The 11,681-nt window shown below is 65.7% G+C and carries 11 protein-coding genes; 4 read left to right on the forward strand and 7 right to left on the reverse strand.

What is annotated here, in order from left to right; all coding sequences use genetic code 11:
- Nucleotides 1–35: 35 nt before the first annotated feature.
- The gene (ftsZ, locus tag ACMHYJ_RS15575; RefSeq protein ID WP_414247110.1) at nucleotides 36–1,205 is read left to right on the forward strand and encodes a cell division protein FtsZ; all 1,170 of its coding nucleotides are present in this window, start codon (nucleotides 36–38) and stop codon (nucleotides 1,203–1,205) included.
- 213 nt (nucleotides 1,206–1,418) lie between these two features.
- Nucleotides 1,419–2,342 (forward strand): UDP-3-O-acyl-N-acetylglucosamine deacetylase, encoded by a 924-nt coding sequence (gene lpxC / locus ACMHYJ_RS15580; protein WP_414247111.1) that lies wholly within the window; start codon nucleotides 1,419–1,421, stop codon nucleotides 2,340–2,342.
- Between the two features lie 27 nt (nucleotides 2,343–2,369).
- Here lpxC and ACMHYJ_RS15585 read toward each other — a convergent pair whose 3' ends face one another.
- Entirely contained in the window at nucleotides 2,370–2,840 is a 471-nt protein-coding gene (locus ACMHYJ_RS15585; protein ID WP_414247112.1) for a DciA family protein, read from the reverse strand.
- 14 nt (nucleotides 2,841–2,854) lie between these two features.
- Between ACMHYJ_RS15585 and ACMHYJ_RS15590 the strand changes: the two genes are divergently transcribed.
- Together ACMHYJ_RS15590 and secA are read left to right on the forward strand one after the other, a co-directional pair.
- Nucleotides 2,855–3,868 (forward strand): M23 family metallopeptidase, encoded by a 1,014-nt coding sequence (locus ACMHYJ_RS15590; protein ID WP_414247113.1) that lies wholly within the window; start codon nucleotides 2,855–2,857, stop codon nucleotides 3,866–3,868.
- Nucleotides 3,869–3,972: 104 nt separating this feature from the next.
- The gene (secA, locus tag ACMHYJ_RS15595) at nucleotides 3,973–6,726 is read left to right on the forward strand and encodes a preprotein translocase subunit SecA (RefSeq protein ID WP_414247114.1); all 2,754 of its coding nucleotides are present in this window, start codon (nucleotides 3,973–3,975) and stop codon (nucleotides 6,724–6,726) included.
- An 84-nt stretch (nucleotides 6,727–6,810) separates the two neighbouring features.
- On the opposite strand, the gene ACMHYJ_RS15600 is transcribed toward secA, so the two are convergent.
- The 6 genes from ACMHYJ_RS15600 to ACMHYJ_RS15625 form a co-directional block, all read right to left on the reverse strand.
- Nucleotides 6,811–7,230: a type II toxin-antitoxin system HicB family antitoxin gene (locus ACMHYJ_RS15600; RefSeq protein WP_414247115.1), complete on the reverse strand. Its 420-nt coding sequence runs from the start codon at nucleotides 7,228–7,230 to the stop codon at nucleotides 6,811–6,813.
- A 17-nt stretch (nucleotides 7,231–7,247) separates the two neighbouring features.
- Nucleotides 7,248–7,433 carry a type II toxin-antitoxin system HicA family toxin gene (locus ACMHYJ_RS15605; protein WP_414247116.1) on the reverse strand — a complete coding sequence of 62 codons (186 nt, stop codon included), beginning with the start codon at nucleotides 7,431–7,433 and terminating at the stop codon, nucleotides 7,248–7,250.
- Nucleotides 7,434–7,530: 97 nt separating this feature from the next.
- Complete coding sequence (mgtE, locus tag ACMHYJ_RS15610) at nucleotides 7,531–9,015, reverse strand: magnesium transporter (protein ID WP_414247117.1); 1,485 nt, start codon at nucleotides 9,013–9,015, stop codon at nucleotides 7,531–7,533.
- Between the two features lie 12 nt (nucleotides 9,016–9,027).
- Nucleotides 9,028–9,420, reverse strand: coding sequence for an acyl-CoA thioesterase (locus tag ACMHYJ_RS15615; protein WP_414247118.1), 393 nt, complete (start codon nucleotides 9,418–9,420; stop codon nucleotides 9,028–9,030).
- Nucleotides 9,421–9,556: 136 nt separating this feature from the next.
- Nucleotides 9,557–10,768 (reverse strand): M20 aminoacylase family protein, encoded by a 1,212-nt coding sequence (locus ACMHYJ_RS15620; RefSeq protein ID WP_414247119.1) that lies wholly within the window; start codon nucleotides 10,766–10,768, stop codon nucleotides 9,557–9,559.
- On the reverse strand, nucleotides 10,765–11,601 hold the full coding sequence (locus ACMHYJ_RS15625; RefSeq protein WP_414247120.1) for an inositol monophosphatase family protein: 837 nt from the start codon (nucleotides 11,599–11,601) through the stop codon (nucleotides 10,765–10,767). The genes ACMHYJ_RS15620 and ACMHYJ_RS15625 overlap by 4 nt, the downstream gene beginning before the upstream one ends.
- Nucleotides 11,602–11,681 lie beyond the last annotated feature (80 nt).

The following is an 11,681-nucleotide window of genomic DNA, read 5'->3' on the forward strand; positions in this document are numbered from 1 at the left end:
AATGTTTTGTTTATCCGTATGTGAGGGAGTCGAACATGATGAGTTTTGAAATGCTGGATACCAGCCGCAACGGGACTGTGATCAAGGTCGTCGGGGTCGGGGGTGCCGGCGGGAATGCCGTGGCCCATATGATTCACGCCGGGGTGCAAGGGGTGGAATTCATCTGCGCCAATACCGATGCCCAGGCGCTGGCCACCAGTGAGGCCCCGGTGCAGATCCGTCTGGGGCGCACTGGCCTGGGCGCCGGCGCCAAGCCGGATCAGGGCCGCGCGGCGGCCGAGACCGCGCGCGAGGAAATCCGCGCCGCGCTGAATGGGGCGCACATGGTGTTCATCACGGCCGGCATGGGGGGCGGCACCGGCACCGGGGCGGGCCCCGTGGTGGCCGAAGTCGCCAAGGAGTTGGGCATTTTGACGGTCGGCGTCGTGACCAAGCCCTTTGTTTTCGAGGGCAACAAGCGCATGCGCCTGGCCGAGGAGGGCATCCGCGAACTTTCGCGCCATGTGCATTCTCTGGTGGTGGTGCTGAACGAGAACCTGTACGACCTGATGGACGACGATGCCACCCAGGAAGATTGCTTCCAGGCGGCCGATGATGTGCTGCACAATGCCTGCGCCGGGATTGCCGAGATCATCAATGTCGAAGGCAACGTCAACGTGGACTTCGAGGACGTCAAGACCATCATGGGCGAGCAGGGCCAGGCCATGATGGGCACCGCCATGGCCGCCGGCGCGGATCGGGCGCGCGTGGCCGCCGAACAGGCGATTGCCTGCCCCTTGCTGGAAGGCGTGGATCTGCACGGCGCGCGCGGCATCCTGGTCAACATCACGGCCAGCCGCAGCCTGAAGATGCGCGAAACGCGTGAAATCATGGAAACCATCCGCAGCTATGCCTCCGAGGAAGCCACCGTGATTTTCGGCACGGCCTACGATGAGTCCATGGGCGAGAACCTGCGCGTGACGGTGGTCGCCACCGGCCTGGGCGCGACCAACAGCCGCCCGCAGCTGGTGGCCACGCCGGCCGAGGCCCAACGCACCGGGACGGATGACCAGCCCATGCACCTGGGGCATGATTTCTCGGGCACCGACGTGCCTTCGGTGATCCGCAATCCGCGCACCCACGCTTCGGCCCAGGTGCGCGCCCTGGAAGGCGCCGGGATGGACCATTTCGACATCCCCGCGTTCTTGCGCAAACAGGCGGATTGACCGCCGGCTGCATCAGCGGTCACCTCACATCGCGGCGGTGTCATGCCGGTCGCGGCGCTTGGCGCGTGTTCCCCTGGCCCCTGGGGGAACGCGCGCCCTCGCATGTCTTGATGTTATTGTCGAAAAATTCCTGGAAAACCCTAGGCCGGGTTACAATGCCGGGATCAATTTGACGCGCAGTTTCTGCGTGCCATAGCCAACCAGTCATTACTCATGCTCTTACAGCGCACCATCAAACAATCCATTTCCACCAAAGGCGTGGGCCTGCATTCGGGCCGCCGCGTGGAAATCACCCTGCGCCCCGCCCAGCCCAACACGGGCATCGTGTTCCATCGCGTCGATCTTCCCCAGGTGGTCGATCTCCCCGCGCGCGCCGATGCCGTGGGCGATACGCGCATGGCGTCTGTGCTGCAGCAGGGCGCCGTGCGGGTGTCCACGGTCGAGCACCTCATGTCCGCCCTGGCCGGCCTGGGCGTCGATAACCTGCACGTCGATCTCAACGCCGAAGAAGTCCCCATCATGGACGGCAGCGCCGGCACCTTCGTCTATCTGCTGCGCAGCGCAGGCCTGCAGGAACAAGCCGCCCCCAAGCGCTTCATCCGGGTGCTCAAGCCCGTCGAAGTCCGCGACGGCGATGGCCCGGATGCCAAATGGGCCCGGCTGGAGCCCCACAACGGTTTCGCGCTGTCGTTCGCCATTGATTTCCATCATCCGGCCATCAATGCCACGGCCAACCAGGCGCAGGTGGATTTCTCCCAGGATTCCTACGTCAAGACCATCGCGCGCGCGCGCACCTTCGGCTTTGCCGCCGAGGTCGAAGCCCTGCGATCCATGGGGTTGGCGCGGGGCGGCAGCCTGGACAACGCCATCGTCATGGACGAATACCGTGTCCTCAATGCCGATGGCCTGCGCTACGACGACGAATTCGTCAAGCATAAAATCCTGGACGCCATCGGCGACCTGTACCTGGTGGGCAAGCCCCTGGTGGCCCGTTACGTGGCCTATAAATCAGGCCACGACCTGAACAACCGCCTGGTGCGCGCCTTGCTGGCCCAGCAGGACGCCTGGGAAATCATCCACTACGAAACCGCCGACGCCGCGCCGGCGGCCTTTACCCGCGACTGGCAACTGGCCTGAATCCCGGGTTTGGCGGCCAGCCGCGGGTCAGGCCGGGCGGTGGCGGCGCAGCAGCGTGTCGATGGCCTGGGCCAGCGGCCCCGGGCCGATTTCCCGCCCCAGGGCCTCGAACGCCTGCAACGCCTGGGCATCCAGCGGCTGGGCCAGACGCTGGGGCTTTTGGGTCACATTCCGTCCCATGGCGGCGTCGATCCGCACGACAATGGTTTCCACAGGCCAGCCGGCGTCTTGCAGATGCCGGGCGGCCTGGGGCGTCAGCTGGCGCAGCCGGGCCGCATGCGCCGGGCCCGGAACCACCACCGTCATTTGCTGTCCATCCATGCGGGCCACCCGTACCCATGGTTTCAGGGCCGGCGGCAGCTTGGCGGCCAGCGCCGCTTGCGCCGCCAGCAAGCGGTGGGCCGCCTGCACCAGGCCGGCCCCTTGGGGGTGGTGATCCAGCCAGTCTGCGGCGGAGACCCCCGCCGAGTGGCTGCGATGTTGGACAACCGAGGACATGAAGGAATGATTGAATGAAGACAAAGCCTGATGATTGGCGCGCAAAGGGCATACGCCGCCATTCTACCGCCAGGTGCCTGCAAGGCGCCGGTCTGGTGCTGGCCTTATGCCTGGCGGCCTGGGGCGGGGCCCGCTGGCAGGCTTGGCGCGCGCCGCAGCCCGACGCGGTGCTGCGCCTGGCGCACGATATCCAGCGCCTGGAGGACGCGGCCGCCTTGCAGGGCAGCATCACTGGCCTTGCCGGCAAGGTGGGCGAGCTTCAGGGCCGTGTCCTGGCCATGGATGCCTTGCGTGAGCGCATCGCCCAGGCGGCGGGGCTGAGTTACAGCGCGCCCGAGCTGGCGGCCTTGTCGATGACGCCGGTCGCGGGCCTGCACCCCGAGGCCGACCCGGCCCAGGTGCTGGATGACCTGGATGCGGAGCCGCTGGACATGGCCGGGTCGGCCCAGGCCCTGGGCCGCCACATTGATTTCCTGGGCGCCCAGCTGGATCGGCAGGAAGATGCCTATGCCCTGCTGGACGCCGCTTTGTCGCGCCAGGCCGGCTTCCAGGCCAGCCTGCCCACCCTGGCCCCGGTGGACTATCCCGCGCTCAGTTCGTCGTTCGGCTGGCGGCGCAATCCGGTCAGCGGGCGGCGCAGCATGCATGAAGGCCTGGATTTCGTCGCGCCGCGCGGCACGCCGATCCGGGCGGCCTCGGGCGGGCTGGTGGTGCGCGCCGGGACGATGCGGGGGTATGGCAAGATGGTCGAGATCGACCATGGCAATGGCCTGCGGACGCGTTATGCCCACGCCTCCAGCCTGCAGGTCAAAACCGGGGATATCGTGCGCCAGGGCGACCAGATCGCCCGGGTCGGCAGCACGGGCCGTTCCACCGGGTCGCATCTGCACTTTGAAATCCGCATGGCCGATTATCCGCTGGATCCCACTTTGTTCATCCAGCCGGGCGCCGCCACGCGCCGGGCCGACGCTCCCGTGCGGCTGGCGGATGCGGAACCCGTCAAAGCGACAGACCCGCAGCTGCGTTAAACTGCATCGTTTACCTGCGGTTGCCACTCGGTAACCGTGCCTGACAATCTTTCAGGTCGCCGGTTCTCGCAAACCCAGGGCCGGCGCCCCAGCGACGACATACTATGGTTTCTCTGCTCAAAAAAATCATTGGCAGCCGCAACGACCGGCTGCTGAAGCAGTACCGCAAGCAGGTCGCGCAGATCAATGCGCTAGAACCCTCGCTGCAAGCACTGTCCGACGACGAGCTGAAGGCCAAGACCGCCGAATTCCGCCAGCGTCTGGCCGATGGCAAATCCCTGAATTCCCTGCTGCCCGAGGCGTTTGCGGTGGTCCGAGAGGCCAGCAAGCGGGTGTTTGGCATGCGTCACTTCGATGTGCAGATGCTGGGCGCCATTGCTTTGCACAACGGGAAAATCGCCGAAATGCGCACCGGCGAAGGCAAAACCCTGATGGCCACGCTGGCGGTGTATCTCAATGCCCTGCCGGGGCGCGGCGTGCATGTGGTCACGGTCAACGATTACCTGGCCCGCCGCGACGCCGATTGGATGGGCCGCCTGTATGGCTTTCTGGGCATGCGCACCGGGGTGGTCGTGCCGCAGCAGGAAAACGAAGAAAAACGCGCCGCCTACCAGGCCGACATCACATATGGCACCAATAACGAATACGGCTTCGATTATCTGCGCGACAACATGGAATTCCGCCCGGAAGACCGTCGCCAGCGCAGTCTGGCCTACGCCATCGTGGACGAAGTCGATTCCATTCTGATCGACGAGGCGCGCACGCCGCTGATCATTTCAGGTCAGGCCGAAGACAACACCGAACTCTACGTGCGCATGAACGCCGTGCCGCCCCTGATGGCGCGCATGGCCGAAGAACCCAAGCCCCACGAGCCCGAGCCCGAGGGCGACTTCTGGGTGGACGAAAAAGCCCAGCAGGTGCATCTGTCCGAAGCGGGCCAGGTCAAGGCCGAGCAGGTCATGATCAAGCAGGGCATCTTGCCGGACGGCGAATCCCTGTACGACCCGCGTCATATTTCCCTGATGCACCACCTGCTGGTGGCCCTGCGGGCGCATAACCTGTTCCACAAGGATCAGCAGTACGTCGTGCAAAACGGCGAAATCGTCATCGTGGACGAATTCACCGGCCGCCTGATGGCGGGACGCCGCTGGTCCGACGGCCTGCACCAGGCGGTCGAGGCCAAGGAAGGCGTGCGCATCCAGAACGAAAACCAGACCCTGGCTTCGATTACTTTCCAGAATTATTTCCGCATGTACGACAAGCTGTCGGGCATGACCGGCACGGCGGATACCGAAGCCTACGAGTTCCAGGAAATCTACGGGCTGGAAACCGTCATCATTCCCACCAACCGGCCGATGGCGCGGCAGGATCAGAACGACCAGGTCTTCAAGACCGATGCCGAAAAATACCAGGCCATCCTGGCCGATATCGTCGATTGCCACAAACGCGGCCAGCCTGTGCTGGTGGGCACCACCAGCATCGAAAACTCCGAATTGCTGTCCAATGCCCTGACCCGCGACGGCCTGCCGCACGCGGTGTTGAACGCCAAGCAGCACGCCCGCGAAGCGGAGATCGTGGCCGAGGCCGGCAAGCCGGGGCACATCACCATCGCCACCAATATGGCGGGCCGGGGCACCGACATCGTGCTGGGCGGCAGTGTCGACAAGCAAGTCGACCTGGTGCGCGCCGACCCGGATCTCGGCCCCGACGACAAAGAAGCCCGCATCGCCGCCATCCGCGCCGAATGGGCGCCCCTGAACGAAGCCGTCAAGGCGGCCGGCGGCCTGCGCATCATCGGCACCGAGCGCCACGAATCGCGCCGCATCGACAACCAGCTGCGGGGCCGCGCCGGGCGCCAGGGCGATCCCGGCTCGTCGCGCTTCTATCTGTCGCTGGACGATTCCCTGATGCGCATTTTCGCGGGTGACCGCGTGCGCGCCATCATGGATCGCCTGCGTCTGCCCGAAGGCGAACCCATCGAGGCGCGCATGGTGTCGCGTTCCATCGAGTCCGCCCAGCGCAAGGTCGAGGGCCGCAACTTCGACATCCGCAAGCAGCTGCTGGAATACGACGATGTGGCCAACGACCAGCGCAAGGTGCTGTACGGCCAGCGCAACGAAGTCCTGGAAGCCACTTCGGTGGCCGACACCATCGCCAACCTGCGCGATGCCGAACTCTCGGCTGTGTTCCGCCGCTATGTGCCCGAAGAAACCATGGAAGAACAATGGGACGTGGCCGAGCTGCAAAAGACGCTGGAGTCCGATTGGGCCATGCCCATGCCGTTGGTCGAGATGCTGGAAAAAGAGCCCAATCTCACCGATGACGACCTGCTGGATCGGGTGCTGGCCGAAGGCAAGCGCCTGTACGACGAAAAAGTCACCCTGGTGGGGCAGCAGGGCTGGGAGCCCTTCGAACGTTCGGTGCTGCTGCAGGCGCTGGATTCCAACTGGCGTTCGCACCTGGCGTCCCTGGATCATCTGCGCCAGGGCATTCACTTGCGCGGCTATGCCCAGGTCGACCCCAAGCAAGCCTACAAGCGCGAAGCCTTTGCCTTGTTCTCCGATATGCTGGATCGGGTGCGCAACGAAACCATCCGCGTGTTGATGACGGTGCGCATCCAGTCGGCCGAGCAGGTCGAGGTCGAAGAACCTGCGTCGCCCGGGCTGGAAAACGTGCGCTACCACCATGCGGACTACGACGCCGCCCTGCGCGGCGAAGATCCCGGCCTGGATCAGCCCCCCGCCGCTGGTGCGGGGGCCGCTGCCGCCGCCGGCGCCGTGCCCCGCGTGGGCCGCAACGACCCTTGCCCCTGCGGCAGCGGCAAGAAATACAAGCATTGCCACGGCAAGCTGGCGTGATTGAAAAGGCCGGGGAAACCCGGCCTTTTCAATGGGGTGCGCGCCGGTGCGAGTCGATGTGGAAAAGCAAGGTATCCCGAGCGCTTACTCGATACTGAGCACCAGGCGCTTTCCCAGGACACGGGCGGCGCGATCCAGCGTCTTCAAGCTGGGCCAGTGCCGGGCGTCTTCGAGGCGTTTTGCCTGTGGCCAGCTGGTTTCCAGCGCTCGGGCCAGGTCAGCGACGCTGCGTTCGCCCCGGGCGGCGCGCAACAGCAACGCGCCTTGGGTCTTTGCATCTGGGGCGATATAGCATGATGCGTCCGCCACGTCGCGGCTGGGCATGGGGACGTCCAACCCTTCGGCCAAACGGCCTTCGAGCGTCAGGGTCAGGACTTCTGCGGCATTGAACAGCGCCTCGTCCATGGAGTCCCCTTCGGTGAATGCCTCGTCGAGGTCGACAAACTGGATGCAGAAGCCGCCAGACGGGTCTTCTGTAATATGGGCTGGATAACGAACGTCCATGATCGAAGCCTCTCTGCTTATTTGAGCCGAATGCCGATTTGCCGTTCGATGCTGGCCAGTGTGCCTGCTTTGATGTCACGGCTGCCGTGGAGAGGAACGGTTGTGCGTGCGCCGCCCTTGCCAAGGCGGACGTGGCTGCCTTCCTTTCTGAGGATTTCCCAGCCTTCGGCTTCCAGCCGCTTGATCACGTCTTTTCCATTCATCCACGTCCTTTCATGGTATATCAATAAAGGTCTATATTCAATACGCGGCAATTGGCAATGGATGTATTTCAGGCGTCGCCGGATGACGCCGGACTGTCTACAGCAAAAACACCGTCGCCAGCCCCAGAAACAAAAAGAACCCCAGCGAGTCCGTGGCGAAGGTCAGCAGCACCGAAGATCCCACGGCGGGGTCTTTGCCGAAGCGGTCGCGCAGCAGCGGGATCAGCACGCCCAGCGAGGCCCCGATCAGCATATTGCCCACCATGGCGGCCATCATGACGGCGGCGATGGCGTAGGAATCCGAGATCACCCAGGCGAAAGTGGCCGCCACCAGGCTGCCGCAGGCGCCGACCAGGAAGGTGACCTGGATTTCGCGCTTGACCAGCTGCCAGATGTTGGCCCCGGTGACCCGGCCTGTGGCCATGGCGCGGATGATCATGGTCATGGTCTGGTTGCCCGAATTGCCCCCGATCCCGGCCACGATCGACATCAGGAAGGCCAGGATCACAATATGGCTGACGGTGTCCTCGAAGCGCGAGGCCACCAGCGAGGCGATCGAGGCCGTGCAGAGGTTGATCAGCAGCCAGGGGGCGCGGTTGCGCAGGGCGGACAGCACCGGCGCGAAGATGTCTTCTTCCTGCAGGCCGGCGCGCGACAGTTCTTGCTCTTGCGAGTCTTCCTGCAGCACGTCCACCACCTCGTCGATGGTGACGCGGCCGATCAGGCGGCCTTGTTCGTCCACCACCGGGGCGGACACCAGGTCATAGCGCTCGAAGGCCCCGGCGGCGTCGGCGTCCGAGTCCAGCGGGTTCAGGCTCAACACGTCGGGTTCCATGACCGCGTTGACCAGGGTATCGGGCTCGGACAGCAGCAGGCGCGACAGGGACAGGGTGCCGCGCAATTGGTCGGCGCGATCCACCACGAAAATCTGGTCGGTGTGGTCGGGCAGTTCGTGCAGGCGGCGCAGGTAGCGCAGCACGACTTCCAGCGTGACGTCTTCGCGCACGCGCACCATGTCGAAGTCCATGATGGCCCCGACGGTGTCTTCGGGGTAGCCCATGGCGGCCACCAACTGGGCGCGTTCGGCGTCGGTCAGGCCCTTTTGCACGGCGGCGATCACGTCCGGCGGCAGATCGGGGGCCAGGTCGGCGATCTCGTCGGCATCCATGTTGCCGGTGGCCGCGATCAAGTCCTCGTGATCCATGGACTCGATCAGGGATTCGCGCACCCAGTCTTCGACTTCCAGCAGCACGTCGGCGTCGTATTCCTGGCTGACCAGCTGCCAGATGATCTGGCGCTGGGTGACGGGCAGGGATTCGAGAATGAAGGCGATGTCGGCCGGGTGCAGGGCGTTGACGATCTGGCGGATTTCGTCTTCGTGCTGGCGCTGCAGCATGCCTTCCAGCAGATTGGAGCCGTCTTCGTCTTCCGTGTTGTGCTGGCGCTGCGCGAGCGCGTCCACGACCTCCTGGCGCTTCAGAATGGATTGCAGTTCCTGCAGCGCCAACTGGGCGTCTTCGGGATCCAGGCGGCGTGGGATGACGATGGAGGTGGCGGTTGGCTGAACCGGCTGATCGACCATGAATCCGGGTCCTCAGAGAGGGGGGAGGGGGCGGCTGTGGCGGCTTTCGTCGGTTGCCACATAAGTCAGGGTGGCTTCGGTCACCTTGACGACCTCGGCGGCCAGCCCCTGGCGCTCGGCGTAGACTTCGACGTCGACGGTGATCGACGTGCGGCCTGTCCGGGTGATGTGGGCGTAGAAACTGACCAGGTCGCCCACGAAGACGGGCTGCTTGAAGGTGAAGGCATTGACCGCCACGGTGGCGACCCGGCCGCCGGCGCGCCGGGAAGCCGGAATGGCGCCGGCGATGTCGACCTGGGCCATGATCCAGCCGCCGAAAACGTCCCCGTGGATATTGGCATCCGCGGGCATGGGCATGACGCGGATCACGGCGGGGTGCTGGTGGGTGGGCAGGGTGGTAAGCATGGGGACCTCGGGTGGAATCGGACAACGATCCGGGCTGTCTTGCCCAGTGTCGCGCGTATTTTACGGCAAGCCCCGGCGGGCGCCGGGGAAGCGGCCCGGCGCGGTTGGCGGGTATGGCATCGCATGGCGCCGGGCGTCAGTCTGCGGCTTGGTGCTGTCCCAGGAAGCGGTGCGCCAGCATCACCCAATAGGCCGCGCCCAGGGGGATGAGTTCGTCGTTGAAATCGTAGCTGCTGTTGTGCAGGGTGCTCGGGCCCGCGCCGTGGCCGGGCGTGCGGTGGTCGCCCTCGCCGTTGCCGATCCAGAGATAGCAGCCGGGCCGGGCCTGCAGCATGAAGGCGAAGTCCTCGGCCCCCATGGAGGGGCGCACGCCGGTACGGACGTGATCCGCCCCCACCAGGTCGTTGAGCACCTGGGTGCAGAGCGCGGTTTCGGCGGGGTGGTTGACGGTGGCGGGGTATTCGCGGCTGAATTGGAAATCGGCCGTGCAGCGCAGTGCCTGGGCCAGGTGCCCGGTCAGGTCGCGCATGCGGTTTTCGATCTGGTCGAGCACCGGGGTGGACAGTGTGCGCACCGTGCCGCGCAGCACGGCCTGATCCGGGATGACGTTGTCGGCCGACCCGGCGTGGATTTGGGTGACGCTGATGACCCCCGCGTCCAGCGGGTCTTGGTCGCGGGTCAGGATGGTCTGGAAAGCCAGGGTCAGTTGGGCGGCGGCGACCACGGGATCGACGCCCAGGTGGGGCATGGCCCCGTGCGCGCCCTTGCCCCGCAGGGTAATCTGGAAACGGTTGCTGGAGGCCATGATGGGCCCGGCCGTCAAGCCGAACGTGCCGACCGGCAGGCCGGGCCAATTGTGCATGCCGAACACCGCGTCCATGGGAAATTGATCGAACAGGCCGTCTTCGATCATGTGGCGGGCCCCCCCGCCGCCTTCTTCGGCGGGTTGGAAAATCACCACGACAGCGCCGGGGAAATCCGGGTGCCGGGCCAGATAGCGGGCGGCCGCCAGCAGCATGGCGGTGTGGCCGTCGTGGCCGCAGGCGTGCATGACCCCGGGGTTCTGGCTGGCGTGGGCAAAGGTATTGGCCTCGGGCATTGGCAGGGCGTCCATGTCGGCCCGCAGGCCGATGGTGGGGCCCGGCCCCCGGCCGGCAATGCGGCCCACCACCCCGGTGGTGCCCAGGCCGCGATGCGTGGGGATGCCCCAGGATTCGAGCAGCCGGGCCACGGTGTCCGCGGTGCGGATTTCTTGGAAGGCGAGTTCGGGCCGGGCGTGAATGTCGCGGCGGATGGCGGTCATGTCGGGCAGCCAGCTGCCCAGGGTGTCGAGTAGGGCGGTTTTCATAGATGTCTACCGATCAGGATGTCCAGGGCCGTGGCCAGGTGGCTGTTGCCGGCCACCACGTTGCCGCCTTTGGGCCAGGGGTCTTGATGGCGGATGTCTTCGCACACGCCGCCGGCGGCCCGCACCAGCACGGTGCCGGCGGCCACGTCCCAAGGGGCCAGGCCCATTTCCCAGTAGCCATCGTAGCGCCCGCAGGCCGTCCAGGCCAGATCCAGCGAGGCGGCGCCCAGGCGGCGCACCCCGCGGGTCTGGTGCATGGCGTCGATGAAGCCCGGCATGTATTGCGATTCGAAGGAAAAATCGCGGAACGGGAAACCCGTGGCCAATACCGCATCGGCCAGCGTGCGGGTGTTGGAGCACAGGATGCGCCGGCCATTGAGCCAGGCCCCGATGCCATGCAGGGCGGTGAACAGTTCTTCGCGGTTGGGGTCGTAGACCACCCCGATCAGGGGCGTGTCCTGGGCCAGCGGGGTTTGGCCGTCGGGCCGGCTGCCCGCGTGGGCGATGAGGGCGATGGACACGGCATAATGGGGAATGCCGCTGAGAAAGTTGGTGGTGCCGTCCAGCGGGTCGATGCACCAGGTGGCCTGGCTGCCCGCTGTGCCGCCGGATTCTTCGGCAATGATGCCGACGTCCGGGGTGCGCGCCCGCAGCACCTGGATGATGGCGCGCTCGGCTTCGCAGTCGGCCTGGGAGACTAGGTCGTTGGGCATTTTTGTGTTGATGACCAGGTCGGAACGGTGCAGGGCATGGCTTTGTAAAATGGCCGCGGCTGCATGGGCCGCCGTGACGGCGGCGTCCAGGTAGTCGGCCGACAGGAGATGCGGTGTCATTCGGTGTCGTTCCTGTGTTGCGCCCGCCGGGCCGCCCGTCGGCCTGCCTGGCGCTTGATCCATTGTACGTTAGCCCTTTG

Origin of the sequence: Castellaniella hirudinis, from assembly GCF_047468865.1 — a bacterium.
In the GTDB taxonomy this organism is placed as follows: Bacteria; Pseudomonadota; Gammaproteobacteria; order Burkholderiales; family Burkholderiaceae_B; genus Castellaniella; species Castellaniella hirudinis_A.

Coding starts and splice junctions, on each gene's coding strand:
- ftsZ (WP_414247110.1), top strand. CDS start 36: ATGATGAGTTTTGAAATGCTGGATACCAGCCGCAACGGGACTGTGATC.
- lpxC (WP_414247111.1), top strand. CDS start 1,419: ATGCTCTTACAGCGCACCATCAAACAATCCATTTCCACCAAAGGCGTG.
- ACMHYJ_RS15585 (WP_414247112.1), bottom strand. CDS start 2,840: ATGTCCTCGGTTGTCCAACATCGCAGCCACTCGGCGGGGGTCTCCGCC.
- ACMHYJ_RS15590 (WP_414247113.1), top strand. CDS start 2,855: ATGAAGACAAAGCCTGATGATTGGCGCGCAAAGGGCATACGCCGCCAT.
- secA (WP_414247114.1), top strand. CDS start 3,973: ATGGTTTCTCTGCTCAAAAAAATCATTGGCAGCCGCAACGACCGGCTG.
- ACMHYJ_RS15600 (WP_414247115.1), bottom strand. CDS start 7,230: ATGGACGTTCGTTATCCAGCCCATATTACAGAAGACCCGTCTGGCGGC.
- ACMHYJ_RS15605 (WP_414247116.1), bottom strand. CDS start 7,433: ATGAATGGAAAAGACGTGATCAAGCGGCTGGAAGCCGAAGGCTGGGAA.
- mgtE (WP_414247117.1), bottom strand. CDS start 9,015: ATGGTCGATCAGCCGGTTCAGCCAACCGCCACCTCCATCGTCATCCCA.
- ACMHYJ_RS15615 (WP_414247118.1), bottom strand. CDS start 9,420: ATGCTTACCACCCTGCCCACCCACCAGCACCCCGCCGTGATCCGCGTC.
- ACMHYJ_RS15620 (WP_414247119.1), bottom strand. CDS start 10,768: ATGAAAACCGCCCTACTCGACACCCTGGGCAGCTGGCTGCCCGACATG.
- ACMHYJ_RS15625 (WP_414247120.1), bottom strand. CDS start 11,601: ATGACACCGCATCTCCTGTCGGCCGACTACCTGGACGCCGCCGTCACG.